The sequence below is a fragment of the Pseudoclavibacter chungangensis genome (assembly GCF_013410545.1).
In the GTDB taxonomy this organism is placed as follows: domain Bacteria; phylum Actinomycetota; class Actinomycetes; order Actinomycetales; family Microbacteriaceae; genus Pseudoclavibacter; species Pseudoclavibacter chungangensis.
Window position 1 is genome coordinate 3,346,945 of the sequence record NZ_JACCFV010000001.1, and the last position, 24,082, is coordinate 3,371,026.

The following is a 24,082-nucleotide window of genomic DNA, read 5'->3' on the forward strand; positions in this document are numbered from 1 at the left end:
GCGACGTCACGGCAATCCTCTGTCGCACCCCTACAATCGCCCCGTGCCCGTCGCGAAGATCCTGCTCTACTACGTCTTCACGCCGCTGCCGGACCCCGAGGCGATCCGGCTGTGGCAGCGGGAGCTGTGCGAGTCGCTCGGCCTGCGCGGCCGCATCCTCATCTCGCGCGACGGCATCAACGGCACGGTCGGCGGTGACCTCGACGCGTGCAAGCGATACGTCCGGCGGACGAAGTCGTATGCCCCGTTCCGCGACGTCGACATGAAGTGGTCGGCGGGATCGGGCCTCGACGACGACGGCGCGAGCCTCGACTTCCCGCGCCTGAGCGTCCGGGTGCGTGACGAGATCGTGTCGTTCGGTGCACCGGGCGAGCTGCGCGTCGACGAGCACGGCGTCGTCGGGGGTGGCGAGCACCTGACGCCCGAGCAATTACACGAGCTCGTCGCGGCCGAGCCCGACGTCGCCTTCTTCGACGGGCGCAATCGGATCGAGGCCGAGATCGGGCGGTTCGCGGGCGCGATCGTCCCCGACACCTCGACGACGCACGACTTCGTCGCCGAGCTCGAGTCCGGGGCCTACGACGAGCTCAAACAGCGGCCCGTCGTCACGTACTGCACTGGCGGCGTGCGGTGCGAGGTGCTCTCCGCGCTCATGCGCGAGCGGGGGTTCGAGCGCGTGTACCAACTCGACGGGGGCATCGTCCGCTACGGCGAACGGTTCGGGAACGACGGCCTGTGGCAGGGCGCGCTCACGGTGTTCGATGCGCGCGAGCACGTCACGTTCGGCCCCGGCGAGGCCATGCTCGGCCGCTGCCGCGGTTGCGGCGCCCCCACGCACCGGCTGCGCAATTGCGACGATCCCGCCTGTCGTGAGCGGCTCGTCGTGTGCGAGGCGTGCGACGACGATGCCGCTGCGATCCGGTGCGCCGACCACGTGGGGACCGCCTGACGTCGAGGCCGCAGCACATCGCGCCCGGCCTGGCTACCTCAGTGCTTCCGCGCCTCAGCGCCTCCGTGATCGTGACACCGCGCCGCCGCCCACGGCCGAGGACGCGCTCGCGCCGGCCCCCGCACGCGCGCCGAGGCGTTCGAGCGTCGCCGCGAGCCCACCGTCGGCTTCGTCCGCCCCCTGCCGGACGCCCGACACGATCCGTCCGGCCTCGGCGAGCGCACGTGCGGCGTCGCCGTCGCGCTCGCCGAGCGCGCGCGTCACGACGGCCGCCGTGCGCGCCGCCGCGAGCGCCGAGGTGCGCGCCCGTTCGACGCCGTCCAGGAGCGCGGTGTTGCCCGCGCGCACGACGTCCATCGCGAGGTAGGACTGCGCGCCCACCGCGAGCTGCGTGCGGAGTTCCGCACGGCGTCCACGCACGACGAAGCGCACCTCGCCGTCGAGGACGGCGGCGTCGGGGTCGCCCGCGCGTTCGAGTACGGCGATGCGCTCGGACACGACCCGGTCGAGCTCCGCGAGCAATCGCTCGTGGGTCTCGAGCTCGACGAGCCCGTCCCACAGTGCGCGGCGTTCGACCGAGAGGACGGCGTTGTCGCGTCGGAGTCCGTCCTGATCACGCTCAAGGAGGACGAGCAGTTCGTCGACGCGCACGAGCGCGGCCTCCCGCTTGCGCCGCTCGCGCGGGGCCCGCGCACCGGTTGCCCCGAGTGTGTCCAGGAGCCGCGCGAGCTCGCCGAGCCGATCGGCGATCGCCGTCGTGCCCCCGCCCGGGAGGCCCTGCCCGCGCTTTCGGCGGGCCTGGAGGAACCGGCCGAGCGCCTCCGCGGTGCCGCCGAGCGCCTGACGGCCGACATGTTCGATCTGGCGGATCCGCGCCGCGTAGTCGGGCGAGCGACGCGGGACGGCGTCGAGGCCCGCGAGCCACAGCTCGGCCCGGCGCGGGAGCTCGCGTTCGACCGCCTCGGGCAGCGGGGGCAGCAGCCCGTCGAGCTCGGCGGCCGTCACGTCGTCGACGATCTCCCCGGCGCCGAGTTCGGGGGCCGCGCCCGGCGCCGCGAGCCGGAGCCGGGAGTCGACCATCAGCGCCCGCCCGGGAGTCCGGGTGTGCCGCCGTCGCCGTCCGAGGTCGTGATGTCGGATCCGGGGTCGAGCGGTCGCCCGAGGTCGAGGGGGTCGGCGGCCGCGATACCCGAGTTCCCGGTGCCCTGAGCCCCGCCAGCGTGACCCCCGCGGCCCCGATCGCCTGCGCCGGTCGGCCCGTCGAGGGGCGGCAGGGGCCGCGACACGTCGAGCACCGAGCCGGTGTCGAGTTGCCCGAAGCGCAGTTCGAGGAACGCGGCGTGCTCGTACACGCTCTGCGTCGAGCCGCGCACGACGTCGGTCTCGACGCGATCGAGCGCCTCCCCGAGCACGGCGACCTGCTGTTCGAGGCCGTGCACGTTCTGCTCGACCTGCTGGCGGGACGCACGCCCCGAGAAGGCGGAGTGCATGCGATCGTGCTCGATCGCGAGGTTCACGATCGCGGGCAGATAGTCGGTCGCGAGCAGGTAGAGCATGTTCACGTCGCCGTCGACCGTCGGGCGCGACGCGAGCGCGGTGGTGCGGGCGAGCCCGCGCATGCCCTGCAGGAGCTCGTCGACGCGGGCCGTGAAGGCCCCCGATTGCCAGAGCTGCCGGTTCGTGAGCCGCGCGGTCGTGCGCTCCGTCTCGTCGACGGCCTCCTCGACGCGCGCGAGCGTCTCGGCGACGGTCGCGGGCGGCGGGCCGCCGAGCTCGAGGTGGGACGGTGCGAGCGGCGAGAACACGAGCGCACCGCCCGCTCCGGTGGCGACGCCGATGACGCCCGCGACGATCGGCCCGAAGCCGAGCCCGAGCCACAGGAGCGCGGCGACGGCGAGCGCCCCGCCGATACCGATGAGCCACGGGATCGCGCGGCGCGCGCCGCTCCCCGCGCCGCGCTTGGTCACAGGTAACCCCGGATCTCGCGGAACACGCTCGAGAGCGATGTCGACGTCCCGTCGAATGCCCGGCCGCCGGTCGATTCGGCGAGCGAGGTGAGCTCGTCGACATCCCCCTCGCCGAACAGCACGACGAAGACGGGGACGCTCGCGACCTCGGGGTGGTCACGCACGAGCTGCTCGTGTCGCGAGCGGAAGGTGCTCGCGTCGATCCCGTCGGTGTTCTCGCCGTCGGTGAACAGCACGATGCTGCTGATGCGGTCGTCACCGGCGCCCGCGAGCACCTGCTCGTACGCGGTCTCGAGCGTGTCGTAGATCGCCGTGCCGCCCTGCGGCGAATAGCTCGAGGTGCGCTCGTTGATCGTCGCGAGCGCGCTCGCGTAGCCCGCCTCGTCGCTCGGGATGTCGACCGTGAACTCCGACTTGATGGACGCCGCGAACTCGAGGTAGGTGATGCGCTCGCGCGGCTGGAGTTTCAGGAGCTGCCCGGACGTGGAGTCCTGTTCGCCCGAGAGCACCCCGAGCGCCGCACGCAATTGGTCCATGCGATCGCCCTCGCCCATCGAGCCGGACGTGTCGATCGCGAAGACCATGTTCGAGGGCTTCTTGATCGACCCGACCCACGTCGTCAGAAGGCTCTGGACCGTGTCGAGCTGGTTCGGGAAGGGCAGCTCGAACACGGTCGCGTCGACGCTCGGCGGCGTCGCCGTCGTGCGCCGCAGCGTCTCGTTCGCGATGCGCTCCTGCACGTCGTCGCGCAGGAGGTACTCGACGGCTTTCGTGAACGAGGCCGTCTTGTCCTCGTTCGCGCCCGCGAGCAGCGTGAGCGGGTAGTCGCTCGTCACGACCCCGTTCGAGGGGATGACCACCTGCAGCTCCTGGCCCCCGACCGTCGTGCCGCGCAGGACCGACTCGTAGTTGAAGACCCCGTCGACGAGGTCGGGCTGCTCCGCGAAGCGCTCCGCGAGCCAGCCGCTCGACCCCGAGGCGAGCTGCTGCCCAGCCGCGAACCCTTCGAGCTGCGGCGTCGTGCGCTCGATGTCGGCGGGTTCGAGCACCGTGCCCGTGCCCGAGAGGGCCGTCGTGAGCTGCACGAGCGTCGTGAAGCCCGAGTTGGACGAGACGGGGCTCGTCATGCCGTACGTGAGCTCGCCCGCCTCGATCGCGGCGACGATGTCCTGCCACGTCGGTTGCGCGTCGTCGCTCCAGCCGAGGCGCTGTGCGACGTCCGGCTTGACGCCGAACGCGACGGGCGAGCGCATGATCGACTCGGAGCGGTCGATGAGCGACTGGCCCTCGGGGAAGAGCGAGAGGTATCTGTTGGACGGGAACCACGTCGCGTCCCAGGCACGGTCCTCACTCGCGCTCAGCAGCGCCTCGGTGCCGTCGAGCGTGCCCATGAACTCGAACTCGACGCGGACGCCCGTCTCGCGTTCGAGGTCGTCGAGGATCGGCTGCATGTCCTGCACCTCCGACCCCGCGAGGATCCGCAGCACGTCGCCGTCGGACGAGCAGCCCGTGAGCGTCGCGGGCACGGCGAGTGCGAGCGCGAGGCCCGCCGCGAGCCGCGGGAGGAGCCGTCGCAGTCGGTGCGGGGCGGTCGTCACGGGGTGCCTCCCGGCGGTTCGGTCGATTCCTCGGTCGGCGGCGGCGCGCCCGAGAGCGTGTACGCCTCACCGATGCGGGTGAGCAGGTAGTCGAGGGTCTCGTACGCGGGTTCCTGCGCGATGTTCACGAACGACGACGAGGGCGCGTAGGCGTCGCTGAGCCCCTGCTCGGCGATGAACGCGTCGAAGACGCCCGCGTGCTCACCCTGAGCGCGGAATCCGTGCGCCGCGAGGAGCCGCGCGAGGTCGGCGTCGGTCTCGAGCAGGCGCATCACCTGCTCGCCGCCCTCCGAGAACGTGACGCCCGTGTGGGCGCTGAAGATCGTCGGGCCGGGCGTCGCGAGCACCATGTTCGGCTGGATGCGCGAGTTCGGTTTGAGCTGTTCCTCGAGGAACTGGCCCTCGTAGATCATCACCATCGGGACGGCGCCCATGCCCTGCGAAAGGTAGTCGGCGAACGGTGCGGCCGAGGAGGCGCCCGCGTAGCCCTGCGAGACGAACAGGTGGGTGAGCGCGGGGAGCAGTTCGTCGGCCTGTTCGACCGTGCTCACGACGCGGTCGCCGCCGAGCACGTAGCTCGCGAGCGCGAGGTACATGCCGGCCGAGTTCGAGGTACGGATGTCGGTCGACGTGATGAGCACGCTGCGGGGCGAGTCGTAGACGCCCGCCGCGCCCGGCAACTGGTTCCAGCGCACATCGGTCGACACGAGCTCGAGGTACGCGGCCATGTCGATCGTCCAGCGGCCGTCGGCGCCCTGCGAGGCGACGCCGCTCTCGGCGAGCACGCGCAGGACGGGCTCGAACGTCGCGATCGCCATGGGTGAGAAGAAGGGTTCGTGCGTGCCGACGACCGCGTCGGGGTGCACCTGGGCGATGTGCTGCGCCGCGACCTCGGAGGCGGGGAACGCGAAGTCGCCGTCGGTGAGCCCGGGGCGTTCGGCCATCGACCACGACCCCGCGGTCGTCACGTCGACCCGCAGGCCGTTGTCGGCGAACACCTTCTGCACCTCGGGATCGGCGAAGAACGCGGCCTTCTCGCTGCCGACGACGCCGTTGACGGTCGTCAGGCCGAAGCCGTTCGTGGCGGACTTCCCGAGGCCCGTGAGCTGCACGACGAGCACGGCGATGATGCCGATCGCGAGCAGCGCGATGCCGACGATGTGTGGTGCGCGGAGTTTCACGAGCCCCCTCTGTGTCCCCGCCGACGATGTGCGGCTCCAGCCAGACGCTATTGCCGGTAGGTGAACAGCGGGTCACGCTCCGTGGGCGGTGGGTCACCCCGCCGGACGACCCGGCCGTTGAAGCGCGATCCGCACCGTCAGCCCGCCGTCGCTCCCGGGGGAGACGACCTCGGCACGGCCCCCGTGTGCCGTGGCGAGGCACGCACGATCGCGAGTCCGAGCTCCGCCCCGCCCGCGGGGGCACCGGGCGGGTCGCCTCGCTCGCGCACGAAGCGCCCGAACGGATCGGCGCCGACCGCGTGCGACAGGCCGGGCCCGTCGTCGGACACCTCGAGGATCGCCTCGCTCGCGTCGGTCGCCTCGCCCGTCGCGAGCGCGCCGGGCTCGGCTGTCCCGCCGCGGCGGAACAGCTCGGCGTAGCCGCGCACCGTCGCGACGGGGGTACGCAGTTCGTGCGACGCGTCCTCGAGGAAGCGGCGCAGATCGTCCGCGGGATGCTCGTGCCCGCGCTCGTCGCGGTGTTCGGACGGGCGCACGCTCGCGACGACGAACGCCTACGCTCGTGCCCGCGCTCGTCGCGGTGTTCGGGCGGTTCAACTGGTGGTTCCCGGGCGGGCCACGGCTGCGACGGGACTGCGACGGGCCGGACGCCGTCGCCGTTGGCGCGCCGGTGGCAACCGGCGAGCGGGCACGCGTCCCGATGCCCGCCGTGCACCGCGTCGCCACGGACGGATCGTCGCGCACGATCTCTTGACGCACGTGCGGCGCGGCCCGTGACGGTCACAGGCCGCGGCCGGGTTGCCCCCCTCGAGCGAGCGGGGCACCTCGCGCGCGTCGGTTGCGTCGGCGCACGGCTCGGATGTCGACCACTTGCGGCATAGGCGGGGCTCTGTCGGCTCTGTCGTCAATCGCGCGATGCGGCCAATCGTCGCGCAGCCATGACGACGGACGCTCGGCGGCGTGCGTGTTCTGCTTCGCTTTCCGCCGCGGTGATCATGCGGGCAACCTGTGGCACCGCTGACCACCAGCCTGCGAGCGAGAGCACGAGGAACATCAAGTGGTCTGCGTCGATGGCGTTGGACACAGCACCCGTGGACTGACCGTCGCTCATGGCTGCGACCTTGTATCCGTAGTATTCGCGACGCTCGGCCTCGTCGGGGACTTCGGCGTCGAAGGCGAGCCCTTCCCAGCGCATGAGCCGTCCGAGCTCGGGGTGCGCGCGGTGGTAGTCATAGACGCGACCGGCATACTCGCCGACATCCTCGGTGGCGAACGACTCGACGGGCACGTCACGGGCGACCTTCGCCAGTTCCTCGCGCAGGACCGTAGCGAAGAGTTTGTCCTTGCCCCCGAAGTGTGTGTAGACGCGCTCCTTGTTCACCCCGGCGGCCTTCGCGATCCGCTCGATCGTCGTGCCGTCCGGCCCGTGCGCGGCGAACTCGGCCACCGCCGCATCGAGGATTCGGCGCTTCCTGCCCTCAACATCCCAGCCCATCGCTCCTACCTCCCATCTCGTGCAATAAACCCAACGATCACGTTGCATCTTTGAAAGCAGGCTACTACGGTCAAACCCAACGCAAACGTTGGAAAGGGGCGATGGTGTCCGGGAACTCGACAGAACAGATGCTCGGAGTCGGCGATGCGCGCGAGCACCCGGCAGGGAACGGCGTGGTCGCGCTGCTGGTGGTCACGGCGCTGCTGGTGCTCACGCAGTTGTACGCGGCGATCCCGTTGATCGCCCCGATCGGTGCAGAACTCGACTCGGAGGTGACGTTCGCACTCTCGACGGTCTTCAGCCTGTGCTCCGCGGTCGGGTTCTTGATCTGGGGACCGCTGGCGACCAGTACGGGCGAAAGCGGGTCATGGTCATCGGCCTCGTGTTCCTCACCGCCGCGACCATCGCCTGCGCCTTCGTCTCCACGGTGCCGATGCTCGCTGGGCTGCGCGGAGTACAGGGAGTGATGGCGTCCAGTTTCGCGCCCGTCGCGCTCGCATATCTCGCCGAAGCGACCCCGCTGAAGCGTCGGGCAACGGCGATCGGGGCCATGTCGACGGCGTTCCTCGCGGCCGGGATCGCGGGCCAGGTGCTCGCCACCGCGCTCAGCCTGACGTTGGGCTGGCAGTGGGTATTCATCCTCTCCGGCATCGGGCTCGGCCTCTGCATGATCGGCATCGCCGTGCTCGTCACAGAGCCAGGCAGTCGCAGAGAAGATGCGAATCTGGTACGTCGTTTCGCAGCGGTCGGGAGGGTCGCCGCCCGGCCCTCGGTGCTGCTGCTGAGCGTCGCGCACCTGACCCTGCTGTTGTCGTTCGTCGGCATGTACACCGGCCTCGGCCCGCACCTGGCGGATCTCGGCCTGGACGCTTCACAAGTGATCTGGCTCCGCCTCGTCGGGTTGCCGGGCATGTTCGCCTCCTTGTTCGCGGGTGCCCTCGCGAAGCGGCTCGGCGGTGCAGGCGTCGCGCGGACGGGATTCGCACTTGCCGCGGTGGGGCTGCTGCTCGAAGCCACACTCTCCGCATTCCTCATCGGTGCGGCGCTCGCGAGTCTCGTGTTCGTCACCGGGGTCGCACTCGCTGTGCCCGCGATGATCACACTGTTCGGCGAGACCGCCGCCCCGAACCGTGCCGGTGGGATGGCGCTCAACGGGTTCGTACTGTTCCTCGGGGCCAGCATCGGCCCATTGACTGCCCAGCTGGGCTTGAGTTTCCCGATTCTGCTCGTCGGTCTCGCCGCGCTCATGGTGATCGCGGTCGCCAGCCTCACCGGGTTCGCCCGTCTCACCCGCACAGCCGCGTCGGAGGTAACTGCATGACTCGCATCCTGATTCTCGGCGCGACCGGCCGCACTGGAGCCGCCATCCTCGCCCATCTCCCCGCGGGCATCGAGGCGACCGCTGCGCTGCGCGATCAGGCGGACACCGCCCGGCTCGCCAAGACCGCTGCATCGCTGACCTCGACGGTCGTGAACGTCGACGAGCGCACCAGTCTCACGCAAACCATGCACGGCTTCGACGTCGCGGTGAACGCGATCCGACTGCGTGACGACATCGCCCCAACCGAACTCGTTGCGGTGCATGATCGACTCATCGAGGCAAGCACCAAGGCCAACGGCGCTCCGTCACGGATCGTGACGGTCGGCGGGGCAGGAGCACTTCGACTTCCCGACGGACGGCGGTTCTGGCAGGACCCCGGGTTCTCGGAACCCACCCTCCCGCGCGGGAGAGCACACGCGGTGCTGCGCGATCACCTCGAAGCGGGCGACGCAGGATCGGAATGGGCCTATCTGATCCCGCCGCCCGTCTACCGACCGGAGGGGCCGACGACAGAATGCTGGGAACGAGTCGCCCCTTCCGCGGACGAGACTGCGTTCACCCGACGAGCGATCAGTTATGCCGACTTCGGCGCAGCGGTCACGGAGGTCATCACCGACGAGGATGAAGGCACCCATTTGATCTCCTGGCCGGTCGAGGTCTTCGAGTGATGTCACCGAAAGCACCAGTTCTCTCGATGGGTGTTCGCCGTTGGTGGTGGTACTCGGCCGTTACCCACTATGTGCCGGATCAAGCGTTCTGGCATCACTCCCGGATCCTCGCCGACCGACACAATGCCCCGGACTCGCGGACATGCGCTATGCGGAACCGGCGCACGTGCTCCGCCTCGAGGAAGACCTGACGGGGATGATGATGCCCTGGCTGGACGAACTCGTCAGGCTCAGCGTCGACGCCGGATTCACCCAGCACTTCCACCGGATGCAAGCGCTGTGGTTCATGACCGTCAGCGAGATCGCCCCGCACGTCCGCATCTCCCCGACACGGCGGCGTCGGGACCGCGGCGGGCGCGGGCCGCGACCACGCGGGTGCCCCGCCCGCTCGGGCGGGGCATCACGCGAGCATCAGCTGCTGCGGCGCATGGCGCGGATGCCGACCGCGAGCCCGACGATCATGAGCCCGAGCGCGGCGACGACACCCCACAGCACATCGGGTGTGCCGAAGTCGCCCGCGAGCAGCGCCCGCTCGGCCGACACGAGCCAACGAACGGGGTTCACCGCGGCGACCGCACGCATCCACGCCGGCCCCTCCTCGATCGGCAGCAGCATGCCGGAGAGGATCATGAGGGGGAACAGGAGCGTCTGCTGCACGCCCCAGAACAGCCACTCGCGATCCTTCGTCTGCAGGGCGAGCGCGTACGAGAGCGAGCCGAGCCCGACGCCGAACACCGCGAGCAGCACGATCCCGAGTGCGAGCCCCGCGACGTTCGCCGCGAACCCGAACGGCCAGGCGAGCAGCACGATGACCACCGCCTGCACGACGATCGGCGCGATCTCCTTGAGCGCTCGGCCCACGAGCAGTGACGACCGGGCGATCGGGGCGACGAGGGTGCGCTCGTGGGAGCCGGTCATCATCTCGAACTGCAGGTTCGACCCCGTCGCGCCCGTGCCGAACAGCACGATCATGACGAGCACGCCCGGCACGAACCATCGCAGGGTCTCGCTCGTTCCCGCGCCCGTCTCGCCCGCGAGGAGCGGCGCGAACAGGCCGAGGAACACGAGCGGTTGCACGAGGCTGAAGATGAGCGAGAACGGGTCGCGGACGACCGGTCGCAGCTCGCGGACGAACACGTTCCACGTGTCGCGGGCGAGTGAGCTGCGCCGTGGCGGCGCAACCGTGGGCGTATGTGGCGTGGTCGGGGGCGTGTGGGTCGCGGTCATCGCTTCGCTCCGGTCTGCTGGGCCGCCTCGGCGGCGCGGGTGGTGGCTCGGTCGGTCGCCGGGAGTCCGGTCGTTCCGGTCGGTGCGGCCCCTGGCTCGTCGCCGGCGACGGATGCCGAGCGGGGGGCGGCGTGCGCGTCGGGTGCCGCATCCGCGTCGGGTGCCTCGTGTACATCGGGTGCCCCGTGTGTGTCGGGCCCCTCGCTCGCGGCGGCCGGCCCGTCCCGCAGGGAGCGTCCCGTGAGTGCGAGGAAGACGCCGTCGAGCGTGGGCGGCACGCACGTCGCGCGCACGACCTCGATGCCCTCGGCGCCGAGCACGCGGACGGCGCGCGGCAGCAGCTCGTCGCCGCCCGCGACCGTGAGCTCGATCGTGCTCGCGTCGCTGCGCCTCGGCGTCGCGGCCGCGAGCCCGGCGAGCACGCCGACGGCTCGCACGGTCGCATCCGGCGTGGCGAACCCGAGCGTCAGCACGTCACCGGTGAGCTTCGCCTTGAGGTGCGAGGCGGTGTCGTCGGCGATGACCCTGCCGTGGTCCATGACCATGACGCGCTCGGCGAAGCGGTCCGCCTCCTCGAGGTAGTGGGTCGTGAGGAACACGGTCGTGCCGTGCTGTTCGCGGACGTCGAGGATGTGCTGCCAGAGGTTCTCGCGGCTCTGCGGATCGAGCCCCGTCGACGGTTCGTCGAGGAACAGCAACCCGGGCGCGTGCACGAGCCCGAGCGCGACGTCGAGCCGGCGCTTCTGACCGCCCGAGAGCTGCTGCACCGTCCGATCGGCGAACCCGCCGAGATCGAGCGACGCGATGAGTTCGTCCGCCCGGCGGCGCGAGTCCCGGCGGGACAGACCGTGGAACGCGCCCTGGCTGCGCAGCTCGTCGCGCACGCGCTGCGCGTGGCTGCCGCTCGTGAGCTGGCCGACCGAGCCGATGCGACTCCGGACGCCCGCCGGGTCGCGCAGGATGTCGTGCCCGGCGACACGCGCTGTGCCGCTCGTCGGGCGGACGAGGGTCGTGAGCATGCGCAGGGAGGTCGACTTCCCCGCCCCGTTCGGCCCGAGGAAGGCGACGAGCTCGCCGGCGCCGACCGCGAACGACAGCTCGCTGACCGCGGTGACGTCCGACTTCCCCTTCCTGAATCGCTTCGTGAGTCCATCGGTTTCGATGATCGCTTCGTGAGTCATGTGGGCACGGTAAAACCACATGCGGACCGATCCTGTCCGCATCACGAGGCAGAATCGCTGGCATGAGCGACACGACGACCCGGGCCCTCGAGCTCCTGAACCTGCTGCAGACGCACCGCCACTGGCTCGGCCCCGAGCTCGCCGAGCGGCTCGGCGTGACGGAGCGCACCGTGCGGCGCGACGTCGAGCGGCTGCGCACCCTGGGGTACCGCATCGAGTCCTCGAGCGGCGCGACGGGCGGCTACCGACTCGAAGCGGGCAGCGCCCTCCCGCCGCTCCTCCTCAACGACGAGGAGGCCGTCGCGATGGCCGTCGGTCTCCGCCTCGCGGCCGCCCAGCGCCTTCTCGCCGGGCCCGACACGACCCTCACGGCGCTCGCGAAGCTCGAGCAGGTGCTGCCGGGGCCACTGCGGCGCCGCGTCAACGCGCTCACGAGCACGATGCACCCCGTCGCGACCGGGCAGGGCGCGCCCGTCTCGCCGGACGTGCTCGGCGACCTCGCGCTCGCGTGCCGCGACCACGAGCGCATCCGCTTCGACTACACCGCCGCCGACGGCGCCGACACGCGCCGCTTCGTCGAGCCGCACCTGCTCGCGCCGGCGCGCCGCAACTGGTACCTCATCGCGTGGGACCTCGACCGCGGGGCGTGGCGCACCTTGCGCGTCGACCGCATCGGCACGCTCGACCGGACGCGCACGACCTTCAGCCCGCGGCCCCTGAGCGAGGACGAGGCGGAGGAGCTGATCCTCATCGCGACCTCCATGTACCGACAGCGCGTCGAGGCCGAGGTTGTCATGTCGCTCCCCCTCGACGACGTCGTCGCCCACTTCGGTGCATGGGCCGAGGGGGCGAGCGCCGAGGACGAGGCGCACACCCGGTGGCCGCTCGGCGGCGCGGACTGGCGCGAGGCGCTCTACGGCATGCTCTACGTGCCCGAGGGCGTCGAGTTCACGACCGATCTGCCCGAACCGCATCGCGCGGCGATGCGCGAGTCCCTCGTGCGCGTGCTCCGCGCGCTCGACGCCGCACCGCCGGAGCCGCGTGCGGACGGTGCCGACGACGCGGGCCCCGTCCGTACCGTCGACGGCTGAGCGTGCGAGGTCCGGCGCGGCGGGCCGCTCGCGTCAGAACCCTCGCTCGCCGCGCACGCGCGGCACCCCGGCGGGCGCACCGTGCGCACCGATCCGGGCACCGTCCCACGAGTGCGCCCGCCAACCCGCACCCGGGTCCCCGTCGAGCGTGACGATCGCGGTGTTCGGGAGTGGATTCGCGGCGACGAACGCAGCATCCAGGTTCTGGGCGCGCAGCCCCGTCCACGTGCGGAGCATCGCGCCGTGGCTCACGACGACGACGGACTCGTGCCCGAGACCGGCGATCTCCTCCACGACCCCGTCGAAGCGGCCGATGAGATCGTGGCCCGATTCGGCCTCCGGGTTCGCCGCATCGAGCCGTCCGGCCGCGACCGACGCGATCGTCGCCGCGTACGCGCCGACCGCGTCGCCGTCCGAACGCATCTCGAGCGTGCCCGCACCGATCTCACGAAGGCCCGGCCGCACGACGACCTCGAGCCCGCGCGCGACCGCGAGCGGCGCGGCGGTCTGCTGCGCGCGCACCTGCGACGAGGCGAACACGGCGTCGACCCGTTCCCCCTCCAACAGCGTGACGAGCGCCTCGGCCTGCCGCTCACCGAACTCGGTGAGCGGCGCCCCCGGCACCGTGGTGTCGAGCAGACCCGCCACGTTCGACGGCGTCTGACCGTGGCGGATGAGAATGAGTCGCACGTACACTCCGATCGATCGACGAGCCGCGAGCCGGGCCCGTCCCCCGGCGTGGCCCTGTCTGCGCGGACAGGTGCCCATGCTCTCATCCGCGCCTCGTTCGGGCACATCGACCACCGTCGAACGGCCGGACGGCGACCGTCCCGTGTCGAGCACTTCTCGCCTCGGCGGGCTCGATCACGCGTGCCCGTCGGGTGGGCCCGTGGAATGCGGGGCTCGCACGGCTCACCGGAAACACTCAGGATTGTTGGCGCCCGATCCGACGCGCGATGCAGGTGGCCCCGTCTCCTGCTCGTTCGCGTCGCTCGTCCCCCCGGCGCCGCGGGCGCCACGAACGTCCCGGAGTTCTCGTGCACCCTTCCGATCCCTGTGTCCTCGCGACCACCGGCCCGCTCGACGGGTCACTCGCCCTCGGTCTCGCGGGCATCGGCCTGGTCCTCGTGGCTACCGCGCTCGCGCTGCTCGCGCTGCGCCGGAACCCGGAGCGCCGGGGAACGCGCACAGCGGGACTGTCCCTGACCGTCGCCGTGCTCGTCGGAGCGCTCGCGTTCGGCGCCGTCTCCGGTGCCGCGCCCGCGCAGGCGAGCGAGCCCGATTGCACGACGACGGCACCGAGCGCGCCGCCCACGACGACCGGTGCGCCCGCCAGGGACGCGCCGGGCACGACGACACCCGGCTCGACGACGCCCGCGCCCACCATGCAGACGCCCGAGCCCACCACTCCGGAACCCACGACGCCGGCGCCAACAACGCAGACGCCCGAGCCCACCACGCCGGAACCGACGACACCCGAACCCACGACACCGGAACCGACCACACCCGAACCGACCACACCCGAGCCCACGACGCCCAAACCCACGACACCCGAACCGACGACACCCGAACCCACGACACCGGAACCGACCACGCCCGAACCCACCACGCCCGAGCCGACGACGCCGACACCGACGTGCACGCCCGACCCGCTGGGCCTCGAAGGGCTCTCGCCGAGCGTCGCGCTCACGAGCGGGAACCGTGCCGGCGTCTCGGGCATCCCCGCCGAGGTGTACGAGCGCCTTGTCGAGGCGGGTGCCGTGTTCCGGCTCACGGACTCGACCGTGACCCCGACCGAGGTGCACTGGACGGAGATCGTCGACGGGGTCGAGGTCGACCGCGGCACGCAGACGGTCGAGCGGGAGCGCACCTACTGGTCGGAGACCTTCGTCGTGACCGAGGGGCTCCTCGTCCCGACCGTGCCATACGACTCGCGCATCACGAGCGACGCGGAGTTCGACGCGCGCGTCGCCGCGAGCGGTGCCGCCGCAGGCGTCGTCGACCCCTCGGCCGCCACGAGCGAGCTCGTGACCGGGCAGCCCGAGCGCACGCTCACGTTCTCGATCACGGTCACCGACTCGTGCGGCGCGGAGCAGCGCGTCAGCTACGCGCTGCCGGTCGACTGATCACGCGTGGCGCGGCCCGCGAGGAGCCTCAGCCCTCGTCGGGTCGCGCCGCGGCGGCGGCCCGCGCGGCCGCGGGCACGGCGGCCGCGATCCGCTCGAGCGCCGCGTCGTCGTGGGCGGCCGAGCAGAACCACGCCTCGAACACGCTCGGTGCGAGCGAGACGCCGCCGTCGAGCATCGCGTGGAAGAAGGGTGCGTAGCGGTACGCCTCCTGCCGCTTCACCTGCGACTCGTCGGCCGGGCCGCCGCTCTCGCCGGTCCACCCGAGTGCCGCGCCGTCGCCGAACGCGAAGCCGAACAGGTTGCCGACGCGCTGCACGGCGTGGGCGACGCCCTCGGCCTGCAGCGCGCCCGACACGAGCGACACGACCTCGTCCGCCGCACGGTCGACGGCCGCGTACACGCCGGCGTCCGCGAGCCGAAGCGTCTCGAGCCCCGCGGCACACGCGACGGGATTCCCCGAGAGCGTGCCCGCCTGGTACACCGATCCCTGCGGCGCGAGGTGCGACATGATCTCGCGCGAGCCGCCGAGCGCGGCGACGGGCATGCCGCCGCCGATGACCTTGCCGAACGTATAGAGGTCGGCCTGCCAGCCGGCGGAGGCGACGCCACCGCTCCCCCGGCCGGCCTGCTCCTCGCCCCACCAGCCCGCGGGGCCCGTGCGGAATCCGGTGAGCACCTCGTCGCACACGAGCAGCGCGCCGTGACGGCGCACCTCGTCGGCGAGCGCGCGGTTGAAGCCCGGCGCGGGCGGGACGACGCCCATGTTCGCGGGCGAGGCCTCGGTGATGACGGCCGCGATCTCGCCGGGGTGTGCCTCGAACGCGGCGCGCACGGCCTCGAGGTCGTTGTACGGCACGACGATGGTCTGCGCCGTGACGTCGGCGGGTACGCCCGCCGAGCCGGGCAGCGCGAGCGTCGCGAGCCCCGAGCCGGCCGCGGCGAGCAGGCCGTCGGAGTGCCCGTGGTAGCAGCCCGCGAACTTGATGATCCGGTCGCGTCCCGTGACGCCGCGCGCGAGGCGCAGCGCCGTCATCGTCGCCTCCGTGCCCGTCGACACGAGCCGTGCCTGCTCGACCGGCGCGATGCGCGAGACGATCTCCTCCGCCAGCTCGACCTCGACGGTCGACGGCGCACCGAACGAGAGGCCCTTCGCGGCCTGCTCGCGCACGGCCTCGACGACCTGCGGGTGCGCGTGGCCGAGCAGCAGCGGCCCCCAACCGCACACGAGGTCGACGTACTCGTTGCCGTCGACGTCGGTCACGACCGCGCCCGAACCCGAGGCGAGGAACGGGGGCACCCCGCCGACCGAACCGTAGGCGCGCACGGGCGAGTTGACCCCGCCGGGCGTCACGGTCTGCGCCCGCTCGAACCAGTGGGCGGATTCGGTGCGGTCGACGGTCATCGGGTCTCCTTCAGCGTGCGTGCGTACTCGGTCGCGTAGTAGGTGAGGACGGCGTCGGCGCCGGCCCGACGGATCGCGGTGATCGACTCGGCGATCGCGCGCTGGCGGTCGATCCAGCCGTTCGCCGCGGCGGCCTCGATCATCGCGTACTCGCCGGACACCTGGTAGGCCCAGACGGGAACGATCGACTCGGCCGCCACGTCGGCGAGCACGTCGAGGTACGGCAGCGCGGGCTTCACCATGACGATGTCGGCGCCCTCGTCGATGTCGAGCAGCGTCTCGCGCATGCCCTCGCGCCGGTTCGCGGGGTCCATCTGGTACGTCCGCCGGTCGCCCTGCAACTGCGAGTCGACGGCCTCGCGGAACGGCCCGTAGAAGACGGACGCGTACTTCGCCGAGTACGCGAGCAGCGGCACGTCCGAGTGGCCGTGCGTGTCGAGCGCCTCGCGCGCGGACGCGATCTGGCCGTCCATCATGCCCGACATGCCGATGAGCCCGGAGCCCGCCTCGGCCTGCGCGAGGGCCATGTCGTCGTAGCGCTCGAGCGTCGCGTCGTTGTCGACGCGGCCTCGGTCGTCGAGCACGCCGCAGTGGCCGTGGTCGGTGAACTCGTCGAGGCACAGATCGGTCTGGACGACGATGACGTCGCCCACCTCCTCGGCGAGCTTTCGCGTCGCGACGTTGAGGATGCCGTCGGGGTCGGTCGCTCCCGAGCCGGTCGCGTCGCGGTGCTCGGGCACGCCGAAGAGCATGACGCCCCCGACGCCCGCCTCGGCGGCCTCGACGGCGGCCTCGCGGAGCGAGTCGAGCGAGTGCTGCACGACGCCCGGCATCGATCCGATCGCGACGGGCTCCGAGAGGCCCTCACGCACGAAGAGCGGGAGGACGAGCTCCGCGGGGTGCACGCGCACCTCGCGCACGGCCCGGCGCACGGCCTCACCGGCACGGAGTCGACGCGGACGGATGGTGGGGCTCATGACTGGTCCTTCTGTGTGGTCGTCGGAGGGTTCGCGGGTTCGGCGCTCGTCGCGGGATCGCTCGCGTGCGTTTCGTCGGTGTGTTCGCCGGGCTCGGTGGTCTGTGTGTGCTCGACGATCTGCACGGGCTCGGTGACCCGCCGGGCCTCGGCGGCCTTTCCGGCCTTCGCGGCCGCCGCCGCGTCGGGCGCGTCGGTGGCCGGCGAGGGGGCGGGGGCGTCCTCGCGGCTGCGCCCCGCGGTGGACGCCTCGTGCCGCTCGCGCCAGTCCTGCGGGATCTCCCCCGTCTGCTGCAGGTCCATGATCGCGCGCAGGTCGAGCACCGCCGTGTCCTGCATGACGGCGCCGGTCGCGAGCCATTCGAGGCCGTCGAGGAGCGACGCGATGGAGCGGTGCTTCGCGACGACGTCGATGCGCAGCCCGAGGCTGCGAGCGTCCTTCGCGGTGCGAGGGCCGATCGCCGCGAGCCTGATGCCGGGCCGCACGGGCGCGAACTGCCGGTACACCTGCGTCGCGACGGAACCGGAGGTGACGAGGATCGCCTTGATGCGCTCGTTGCTCACGTCGTAGCGGATGCTCTCGGCGACGGGGACGCCGACCGTGCGGTACGCGACGACCGAGTCGATCCGGTGGCCGCGCCGGGCGAGCCCGTTCGCGACGACCGGCTTCGCGATCTCGCTGCGCAGCCACAGCACGTTGATCGGCGGCATGCCGCGCGCCGCCTCGGGCCACTCGACGAGCATGCCCTTCGCGGAGTTGTCGTGCGTGGGGACGAAATCGACGCGGTACCCCGCCGCCGAGAGTGCCGCGGCGGTCGTCTCGCCGACCGCGGCGACGAGCGTGTGGTCGGGCACGTGCACGCCGAGGGAGTGCATGACGTCGACGGCCGTCGCACTCGTCACGACCACCCAGTCGTACATGTCCTGTTCGAGCCGATGCAGGGCCGCGCCCAGCGTCCGCGCGTCGTCGGGGCTCGGGCTCGCGAAGTTGATGAGGGGCGCGACGATGGGGAACGCGCCCCGGGCGCGGACGGCGTCGCCCACGTCCTGTCCCCAGGTTCCGCCACGCGGCACGAGGATCTTCCACCCCTTGAGTGGTCGTTCCATCCCGACGCTCCCTTCACCCACGGTCACGCGAGCAGTGCGGCGGCTCCCTGGTCGAGCAGTTCGGCCGCGACGGCACTCGCGAGTTCGTTCGCGATCTGCGACGGCGGCGCCCCCTCGGGGAGGGGTGCAGTCCCCGCAGCCGAGAGCCGACGCGATCCGTCGCCTGCGTACACGCTAGCCCACACAGCGAGCGTTCCGTCCGCGAGCCTCCCAGTCGCGGCGACGGGAGCGGAGCAGCCGGCCTCCAGCGTCGCGAGCACGCCGCGTTCGGCGAGGACGGCGGCGCGCGCTGCGAGGTCGTCGAGTTCGGCGACGCCGGGCACCTCGTCGCCCTCGCGCGCCTCGACCGCGAGGCAGCCCTGGCCGGGCGCGGTCGGGAAGCGGTCGAGCGGCAGGCGCTCGCTGATGACCTCGGTGTTCCCGAGCCGTTCGAGGCCGGCGCACGCGAGCACGACGGCGTCGAGCTCGCCCGAGGTGACGAACGCGAGGCGCGTGCCGACGTTCCCGCGGATGTCGCGGATCTCGAGGTCGGGGCGCTGTTCGAGCAGCTGCGCGATGCGGCGCGGGGAACCCGTGCCGACCTTCGCGCCGTGCGGGAGCGCGTCGAGCCCGGGGCCGTCCGCGCCGCCCGCCGAGCAGAGCGCGTCGCGCGCGTCGACGCGTCGGGGATACGCGGCGATCGTCAGTCCGGGCGCGGGCGCGGTCGGCAGATCCTTGAGGGAGTGCACGACGAGATCGCACTCGCCCGCGCGGAGCGCGTCGCGCAGCTCGGTCGCGAACACGCCCGTGCCGCCGAGGGTCGCGAGCGACGCGCGGTTCACGTCACCGTGCGTCGTGACGCGCACGATCTCGGTCTCGATGCCCGTGCGCTTCGTGAGTGCCGAGGCGACGAGCTGCGTCTGCGCGACCGCGAGCCGCGAGCCGCGAGTACCGACCCGCAGCACGCGCGGCGCGCCCTTCGGCGTCCCGGTTCTCGGTGTCCCGGTCCTCGGCGTCACGGCTCGAGCCCGGCGACGGCCGGCTTGAACCCGAGCCGAGCGTTCGCGCAGCAGCCCGGGCGGCACACGTCGAACCACGGGCCGAGCGAGGTGAGCGCGGGGCGCTGCGTCGCGGGGACGCCGTCGCGCCGTTCGAGCACGAGGTCGACGAGCCCGGCGACGTAGTCGCGGTGCACGCCCGGCGTCGCGGTGCGGCGGAACGCGAGCCCCGCCTCGGCGGTCGACTCCTTCGCCTCGTTGTCGAGGTCCCAGAGCACCTCCATGTGGTCGGACACGAAGCCGACGGGCACGACGACGACGGCCTTGCGACCGAGGGCGGGCAGGCCCTCGATGACGTCGTTGATGTCGGGTTCGAGCCACGGCTGCGAGGGCGGGCCGGAGCGCGACTGGAAGACGAGCTGCCAGTTGACCGACGCGGGTGCACTCGCCGATTCGGGGCCGGCACCGAGCTCGGCGAGCGCGAGCTCGACGACGACCGACGACACCGCGAGGTGCTGCGCGAAGTACGCGCCGTCGTCGCCGTAGTCGCGGTCGTCCGGGCCCGAGCGCACCGCGTCGGCGGTCGGCACGGAGTGCGTCGTGAAGAGCACCTCGACCTCGTTCTCGAGGTCGAGGGTCGGGTCCTCCGCGCGCAGTTCGAGGAGTGCGTCGCGCACGCCGTCGATGAAGGGGCGCACGAAGCCCGGGTGGTCGAAGAACTGGCGCACCTTGTCGATCGTCATGACGCCCTGCAGGCCCGTGTCCTCGAGCGCGTCGGCGAAGTCCTCGCGGTACTGCCGGCAGCTCGAGAACGACGAGTAGGCGCTCGTGGCGATCGCGATGAGCGTGCGGCAGCCCGCTTCGCCCGCCTCGCGCACGGCGTCGTTCATGTAGGGCTCCCAGTTGCGGTTGCCCCAGAACACCGGCAGGTCGATGCCGCGCCGTTCGAGCTCCTCCTCGAGCGCGCGCTTGAGCTCGCGGTTCTGCTCGTTGATGGGGCTCACGCCGCCGTGGCTGCGGTAGTGGACGGCGACCTCCTCGAGGCGCTCGTCGGGGATGCCGCGGCCGCGCGTCACGTTGCGGAGGAAGGGGATGACGTCGTCCTGGCTCTCGGGCCCACCGAACGACGCGAGCAGGATGCCGTCGTACGCGACGGGCTCCTCGACGTGCTCGGGGCCGAGCTGCGCGGGGACGGACGCGGCGCTCACGAGTGCGCCGGGCTCGAGCGGTGCGCTCGTGGCGGGGGCGGGCTTGATGCCTCGGGAGGCCACTACTGGAGCACCTCCACGAGCTCGGCCGCCGTGATGCGACGTCCCGTGTAGAACGGGACCTCCTCGCGCACGTGCAGCCGCGCGTCGGTGTAGCGCAGGTCGCGCATCATGTCGACGAGGTTGATGAGCTCGTCGTCCTCGAGCGCGAGCAGCCACTCGTAGTCGCTGATGCCGAATGCCGCGACGGTGTTCGCGAGCGTCGAGCGGAACGCGGCGCCGCGCCGGCCGTGGTCGGCGAGCATGCGGCTGCGCTCCTCCTCGGGCAGCAGGTACCACTCGTAGGAGCGCACGAACGGGTACACCGTGACCCACTGCTGGGGCGCCTTGCCGAGCATGAACGCGGGCATGTGGCGCTCGTTGAACTCGGCCGCGCGATGCACGCCGACGGCCTGCCAGCTCGGCAGGAGCGGCGCGAACAGCTCGGTGCGGCGGATCTGCCGAAGCCCCCACTGCAGGTCGTTCGGGACGGGGCCGTGCAGCCACACGAGCACCTCGCCGTCGGCACGGAAGCCCGAGACGTCGTAGAGGCCGCGCACCGTGACGCCCGCGGCGGCGAGTTCGCCGAGGATGCCGTCGAGTTCGTCCACCGCTTTCTCGATGCCGCGCCCCGCGAGTTCGAGCTCGTTCGCCGGGTCACGTCGGAACACGGCGTACATCGTGAACTGCGTGAGCGGGCGGGCGGTCGTGGCTTCGGATTCTGGCGCGGGAGCGGACGACGCGGCGTCCTGCTCGGGGACGGACTCAATCATGCGTCCTATTCTACGAAGTGTCGAAGACGCCTGCATCTCCTCGACATCCTGTCGGCAACCCGCGCGCGGCGGGTGCCCGTCACGGTGTGTGCGCGGCGCGGCGCGTGGCACTCAGCCCGCTCCGAGCTACGGACGCGCCCGGGGGGCGCCCTCGGCCGCTCACGTGACCTCGAGCGGCAGCACGGATTCGTGCACGATCCCGTCGAACTCCTGCCGCACGATCTCGACGCGCACGCCGAACGCGGCGCCGAGTCGCTCGGCCGTGAGCACCTCCGCCGCCGTGCCCCACACGGGTGGCGCGCCGCGCGAGAGCAGGAGCGCGTCGTCGGCGACCCGCAGCGCGTGCGACGGGTAGTGCGTGTTCATGACGACCACGAGCCCGTCGCGGTGCACGAGCTCGTCGAGCAGATCGAGCACGATGAGCTGGTTGCGGAAGTCGAGGCCCGTCTCGGGCTCGTCGAGCACGAGGACGGTCGGCTCGCCCACGAGCGCCCGCGCGATGAGCACCATCTGGAACTGTCCACCGCTCATGTCGCCGCACGGCACCCCGCCAAGGTGTGCGATGCCGATGCGCTTCATGGTCTCCTCCGCGAGCGCGACGTCGGCTTTCGATGGTTGCGCGAACGGGCCGAGGTGTGCGGCACGACCGATCGTGACCATGTCGAGGCCCGAGAGCGCGAGCGTGACGGCGCTGCGCGCCTGCGGGACGAACGCGAATCGGCTCCAGCGCTCGCGCTGCGTGAGCGTCGACGCGTCGACGCCGTCGAGCAGCGTGCGCCCCGATCGCCACGGCAACAGTCCCACGAGGCAGCGCAGGAGCGTCATCTTGCCGACGCCGTTGGGGCCCAGCACCGCGAGGAGCCGGCCCGACTCGACCTCGAACTCGACGCCGTCGAGCACGGGCGCGCGGCGTCCGTACCCGAACGTTCCGGATTCCACGTGCAGGGTCATACGGCGGTCCCTCCCGTTCGGCGCAGCAGGACGATGAACACGGGTGCGCCGACGAACGCGGTGAGCACCGAGATCGGGATCTCCGACGCCGACACGCTGCGCGAGAGTGCGTCGATGACGACGAGGAACGACGCGCCGAGGAGGATGCTCGTGGGCACGACGAGGCGGTTGTTGCTGCCGCACAGCATGCGGGCGCAGTGCGGCACGAGCAGGCCGATCCAGCCGACCTGGCCACACATCGAGACGCTCGACGCGGTCACGAGGGTCGCCGCGATGATGATCGTGATGCGCATCGCGCGCACGTTCGTGCCCGAGGCCTTCGCCTCGTCGTCGCCGAGCGCGAGGACGTTGAGCCGCCAGCGCAGCACGAAGATGATCCCGACACCGACGAGGACGAGCGGTGCCCCGATCGCGATATTGCCCATGTCGGCGCCCGCGAGCGAGCCCATGAGCCAGTACGTGATCTGCGGGAGCTTGTCGTTGGGGTCCGCGACGAGCTTGAGCACCGAGGGGCCGGCGTTCGCGAGCGCAGCGACGACGACGCCCGCGAGCACGAGCATGACTATGCTGCTGCGTCCGCGCTGCCGCGCGATGAGCATCGTGAGGCCCACCGCGACGATCCCGAACAGCAGCGACACGAGTTGCACGCCGAGGATCGGCAGGCTCAGGAGCATCGCGATGACCGCGCCGACGGACGCGCCGGCCGTCACGCCGAGTGTGTCGGGCGTCGCGAGCGGGTTCGAGAACAGGCTCTGGAACGCGGCACCGGCCGTGGCGAGGCCCGCACCGACGATGGCCGCGCACTACCGTCGCGCACGCGCACCGGTTCCCCGTGTCCAGCCGTCATCCCGATCCTCCGTCGCGCCGCCGCACCCCTGCGTTCGCGGAACGGGAGCGGACTACCACTCGACCGGCGAAGTTAGGTGAAGCTAGCCTGTTGTCGGAAGTGTTGCAGTCGCCGGAGCATCCGTCGGTTGCCTCGGCAACAGGAGGGGAAGATGCGCGAGTTGTCGCTCGTCGCCGCGTCGACGGCCGGGAGGCCCGTCTCCCCCGGTTGGCGGCCCGGCGAGCTGTTCGAGGGCATCGACGGCGCAGGGTTCGAATGCGTCCGGCGTTGCCTCGGTGCGCACGTCGTGGAGTTCTCGAAGCGCGATCGCATCGCGTCGGAGCGCGACGATCGGCCGCGGATCGGGGTGCTGCTTTCGGGTGTGGCGCTCGACGCGTCGGAGCACGCCGACGGCACGAGCAGCGTCCTCGATGTGATCGAGCCCGGTGGCCTGTTCGGCGACGGGTGGGACAGCGCCGGGGGCGCCTCGCGCGTGCTCGTCGCGGCCGGTGAGGGGCGCGCGGTGCTGCTCGGGTCGGAGCGGCTCGTGGGCGGCCACGAAGGGTGCGGCGTGCGGCCGCGCCTCGTCGACAATCTGCTGCGTGCCGTGCTGGCGAAGAATGAGCGGTTGCGCGGGCACCTCGAGCTCGTGTCGCGGCGGACGCTGCGCGAGCGGCTGATCGGCTATCTGCGCGGTGAGTCGGAGCGCGTCGAGGGCTCGACGTTCACGATCCCGCTCTCGCGCGCCGAGCTCGCCGACTTCCTGCACGCGGATCGCGCCGCCGTTTCGCGCGAGCTGTCCCGCATGCGCGATGACGGCCTCGTCGCCTACGACCGCAGCACGTTCGCGCTCACGCGCGGCTGACGGCGCGGGGTCGCGTCGCCCCCGTGGACACGCGAGTGTCCGAGGCCGGGACCGCGGTGGCCACCCACCGTGCCCGCGAGTCGCCTCGGCTCGGGACCCACGACGAGCGCCCGCACGAGGTGCGGATCAGGCGTCGAGGCACGACCCTCTC

The 24,082-nt window shown here is 72.0% G+C and carries 23 protein-coding genes; 6 read left to right on the forward strand and 17 right to left on the reverse strand.

What is annotated here, in order from left to right:
- The first annotated feature begins 43 nt into the window (after window positions 1-43).
- Window positions 44-949 (forward strand): oxygen-dependent tRNA uridine(34) hydroxylase TrhO, encoded by a 906-nt coding sequence (trhO, locus tag HNR16_RS14780; RefSeq protein WP_158041487.1) that lies wholly within the window; start codon window positions 44-46, stop codon window positions 947-949.
- 54 nt (window positions 950-1,003) lie between these two features.
- On the opposite strand, the gene HNR16_RS14785 is transcribed toward trhO, so the two are convergent.
- The 6 genes from HNR16_RS14785 to HNR16_RS14810 form a co-directional block, all read right to left on the reverse strand.
- Window positions 1,004-2,029: a toxic anion resistance protein gene (locus tag HNR16_RS14785; RefSeq protein WP_179558283.1), complete on the reverse strand. Its 1,026-nt coding sequence runs from the start codon at window positions 2,027-2,029 to the stop codon at window positions 1,004-1,006.
- Entirely contained in the window at window positions 2,029-2,916 is an 888-nt protein-coding gene (locus HNR16_RS14790; protein WP_179558284.1) for a hypothetical protein, read from the reverse strand. The genes HNR16_RS14785 and HNR16_RS14790 overlap by 1 nt, the downstream gene beginning before the upstream one ends.
- Window positions 2,913-4,514: a VWA domain-containing protein gene (locus HNR16_RS14795; RefSeq protein WP_158041486.1), complete on the reverse strand. Its 1,602-nt coding sequence runs from the start codon at window positions 4,512-4,514 to the stop codon at window positions 2,913-2,915. The genes HNR16_RS14790 and HNR16_RS14795 overlap by 4 nt, the downstream gene beginning before the upstream one ends.
- Window positions 4,511-5,695, reverse strand: coding sequence for a hypothetical protein (locus tag HNR16_RS14800; protein ID WP_158041485.1), 1,185 nt, complete (start codon window positions 5,693-5,695; stop codon window positions 4,511-4,513). Before HNR16_RS14800 ends, HNR16_RS14795 begins: the two co-directional genes overlap by 4 nt.
- A gap of 137 nt (window positions 5,696-5,832) precedes the next feature.
- Window positions 5,833-6,231 carry a sensor histidine kinase gene (locus tag HNR16_RS19065; RefSeq protein ID WP_158041484.1) on the reverse strand — a complete coding sequence of 133 codons (399 nt, stop codon included), beginning with the start codon at window positions 6,229-6,231 and terminating at the stop codon, window positions 5,833-5,835.
- Window positions 6,232-6,599: 368 nt separating this feature from the next.
- A complete protein-coding gene (locus HNR16_RS14810; protein WP_158041483.1) occupies window positions 6,600-7,190 on the reverse strand; it encodes a TetR/AcrR family transcriptional regulator in 591 nt (196 codons plus the stop codon).
- 367 nt (window positions 7,191-7,557) lie between these two features.
- On the opposite strand from HNR16_RS14810, the gene HNR16_RS14815 reads away from it, so the two are divergent.
- Window positions 7,558-8,511, forward strand: coding sequence for an MFS transporter (locus tag HNR16_RS14815; RefSeq protein WP_218868458.1), 954 nt, complete (start codon window positions 7,558-7,560; stop codon window positions 8,509-8,511).
- Entirely contained in the window at window positions 8,508-9,179 is a 672-nt protein-coding gene (locus tag HNR16_RS14820; protein ID WP_158041482.1) for an NAD(P)-dependent oxidoreductase, read from the forward strand. The genes HNR16_RS14815 and HNR16_RS14820 overlap by 4 nt, the downstream gene beginning before the upstream one ends.
- Before the next feature lie 411 nt (window positions 9,180-9,590).
- Here the strand turns inward: HNR16_RS14820 and HNR16_RS14825 are convergent, their stop codons facing one another.
- On the reverse strand, window positions 9,591-10,406 hold the full coding sequence (locus tag HNR16_RS14825) for an ABC transporter permease (RefSeq protein WP_158041481.1): 816 nt from the start codon (window positions 10,404-10,406) through the stop codon (window positions 9,591-9,593).
- Window positions 10,403-11,587, reverse strand: a complete 1,185-nt coding sequence (locus tag HNR16_RS14830) for an ATP-binding cassette domain-containing protein (RefSeq protein WP_179558285.1) — start codon at window positions 11,585-11,587, stop codon at window positions 10,403-10,405. The genes HNR16_RS14825 and HNR16_RS14830 overlap by 4 nt, the downstream gene beginning before the upstream one ends.
- Before the next feature lie 62 nt (window positions 11,588-11,649).
- On the opposite strand from HNR16_RS14830, the gene HNR16_RS14835 reads away from it, so the two are divergent.
- Window positions 11,650-12,678: a helix-turn-helix transcriptional regulator gene (locus HNR16_RS14835; protein ID WP_158041480.1), complete on the forward strand. Its 1,029-nt coding sequence runs from the start codon at window positions 11,650-11,652 to the stop codon at window positions 12,676-12,678.
- 33 nt (window positions 12,679-12,711) lie between these two features.
- Here the strand turns inward: HNR16_RS14835 and HNR16_RS14840 are convergent, their stop codons facing one another.
- The gene (locus HNR16_RS14840) at window positions 12,712-13,368 is read right to left on the reverse strand and encodes a histidine phosphatase family protein (RefSeq protein ID WP_158041479.1); all 657 of its coding nucleotides are present in this window, start codon (window positions 13,366-13,368) and stop codon (window positions 12,712-12,714) included.
- Window positions 13,369-13,715: 347 nt separating this feature from the next.
- Between HNR16_RS14840 and HNR16_RS14845 the strand changes: the two genes are divergently transcribed.
- A complete protein-coding gene (locus tag HNR16_RS14845; RefSeq protein ID WP_179558286.1) occupies window positions 13,716-14,804 on the forward strand; it encodes a hypothetical protein in 1,089 nt (362 codons plus the stop codon).
- 28 nt (window positions 14,805-14,832) lie between these two features.
- Here the strand turns inward: HNR16_RS14845 and hemL are convergent, their stop codons facing one another.
- The 8 genes from hemL to HNR16_RS14885 form a co-directional block, all read right to left on the reverse strand.
- A complete protein-coding gene (gene hemL, locus HNR16_RS14850; RefSeq protein WP_158041478.1) occupies window positions 14,833-16,209 on the reverse strand; it encodes a glutamate-1-semialdehyde 2,1-aminomutase in 1,377 nt (458 codons plus the stop codon).
- The gene (gene hemB / locus HNR16_RS14855; RefSeq protein ID WP_158041477.1) at window positions 16,206-17,186 is read right to left on the reverse strand and encodes a porphobilinogen synthase; all 981 of its coding nucleotides are present in this window, start codon (window positions 17,184-17,186) and stop codon (window positions 16,206-16,208) included. Before hemB ends, hemL begins: the two co-directional genes overlap by 4 nt.
- Window positions 17,183-18,292 carry a uroporphyrinogen-III synthase gene (locus tag HNR16_RS14860; RefSeq protein WP_179558287.1) on the reverse strand — a complete coding sequence of 370 codons (1,110 nt, stop codon included), beginning with the start codon at window positions 18,290-18,292 and terminating at the stop codon, window positions 17,183-17,185. Before HNR16_RS14860 ends, hemB begins: the two co-directional genes overlap by 4 nt.
- A 23-nt stretch (window positions 18,293-18,315) precedes the next feature.
- Entirely contained in the window at window positions 18,316-19,290 is a 975-nt protein-coding gene (hemC, locus tag HNR16_RS14865; RefSeq protein WP_225737934.1) for a hydroxymethylbilane synthase, read from the reverse strand.
- On the reverse strand, window positions 19,287-20,477 hold the full coding sequence (locus tag HNR16_RS14870) for a ferrochelatase (protein ID WP_225737941.1): 1,191 nt from the start codon (window positions 20,475-20,477) through the stop codon (window positions 19,287-19,289). The genes hemC and HNR16_RS14870 overlap by 4 nt, the downstream gene beginning before the upstream one ends.
- A gap of 62 nt (window positions 20,478-20,539) precedes the next feature.
- Window positions 20,540-21,289 carry a hydrogen peroxide-dependent heme synthase gene (gene hemQ, locus HNR16_RS18405; RefSeq protein ID WP_158041475.1) on the reverse strand — a complete coding sequence of 250 codons (750 nt, stop codon included), beginning with the start codon at window positions 21,287-21,289 and terminating at the stop codon, window positions 20,540-20,542.
- 159 nt (window positions 21,290-21,448) lie between these two features.
- Window positions 21,449-22,240 carry an ABC transporter ATP-binding protein gene (locus HNR16_RS14880; RefSeq protein WP_158041474.1) on the reverse strand — a complete coding sequence of 264 codons (792 nt, stop codon included), beginning with the start codon at window positions 22,238-22,240 and terminating at the stop codon, window positions 21,449-21,451.
- The gene (locus tag HNR16_RS14885; RefSeq protein WP_158041473.1) at window positions 22,237-23,034 is read right to left on the reverse strand and encodes a FecCD family ABC transporter permease; all 798 of its coding nucleotides are present in this window, start codon (window positions 23,032-23,034) and stop codon (window positions 22,237-22,239) included. The genes HNR16_RS14880 and HNR16_RS14885 overlap by 4 nt, the downstream gene beginning before the upstream one ends.
- 204 nt (window positions 23,035-23,238) lie before the next feature.
- On the opposite strand from HNR16_RS14885, the gene HNR16_RS14890 reads away from it, so the two are divergent.
- Window positions 23,239-23,931, forward strand: coding sequence for a Crp/Fnr family transcriptional regulator (locus tag HNR16_RS14890; RefSeq protein WP_158041472.1), 693 nt, complete (start codon window positions 23,239-23,241; stop codon window positions 23,929-23,931).
- Window positions 23,932-24,082: the final 151 nt, after the last annotated feature.

What these genes read in the sequence shown, in the direction of transcription:
- HNR16_RS14785 (WP_179558283.1), bottom strand. Translation starts at nt 2,029, where the DNA reads ATGGTCGACTCCCGGCTCCGGCTCGCGGCGCCGGGCGCGGCCCCCGAA.
- HNR16_RS14810 (WP_158041483.1), bottom strand. Translation starts at nt 7,190, where the DNA reads ATGGGCTGGGATGTTGAGGGCAGGAAGCGCCGAATCCTCGATGCGGCG.
- HNR16_RS14815 (WP_218868458.1), top strand. Translation starts at nt 7,558, where the DNA reads ATGGTCATCGGCCTCGTGTTCCTCACCGCCGCGACCATCGCCTGCGCC.
- HNR16_RS14820 (WP_158041482.1), top strand. Translation starts at nt 8,508, where the DNA reads ATGACTCGCATCCTGATTCTCGGCGCGACCGGCCGCACTGGAGCCGCC.
- HNR16_RS14825 (WP_158041481.1), bottom strand. Translation starts at nt 10,406, where the DNA reads ATGACCGCGACCCACACGCCCCCGACCACGCCACATACGCCCACGGTT.
- HNR16_RS14830 (WP_179558285.1), bottom strand. Translation starts at nt 11,587, where the DNA reads ATGACTCACGAAGCGATCATCGAAACCGATGGACTCACGAAGCGATTC.
- HNR16_RS14835 (WP_158041480.1), top strand. Translation starts at nt 11,650, where the DNA reads ATGAGCGACACGACGACCCGGGCCCTCGAGCTCCTGAACCTGCTGCAG.
- hemL (WP_158041478.1), bottom strand. Translation starts at nt 16,209, where the DNA reads ATGACCGTCGACCGCACCGAATCCGCCCACTGGTTCGAGCGGGCGCAG.
- hemB (WP_158041477.1), bottom strand. Translation starts at nt 17,186, where the DNA reads ATGAGCCCCACCATCCGTCCGCGTCGACTCCGTGCCGGTGAGGCCGTG.
- HNR16_RS14860 (WP_179558287.1), bottom strand. Translation starts at nt 18,292, where the DNA reads ATGGAACGACCACTCAAGGGGTGGAAGATCCTCGTGCCGCGTGGCGGA.
- hemQ (WP_158041475.1), bottom strand. Translation starts at nt 21,289, where the DNA reads ATGATTGAGTCCGTCCCCGAGCAGGACGCCGCGTCGTCCGCTCCCGCG.
- HNR16_RS14880 (WP_158041474.1), bottom strand. Translation starts at nt 22,240, where the DNA reads ATGACCCTGCACGTGGAATCCGGAACGTTCGGGTACGGACGCCGCGCG.
- HNR16_RS14890 (WP_158041472.1), top strand. Translation starts at nt 23,239, where the DNA reads ATGCGCGAGTTGTCGCTCGTCGCCGCGTCGACGGCCGGGAGGCCCGTC.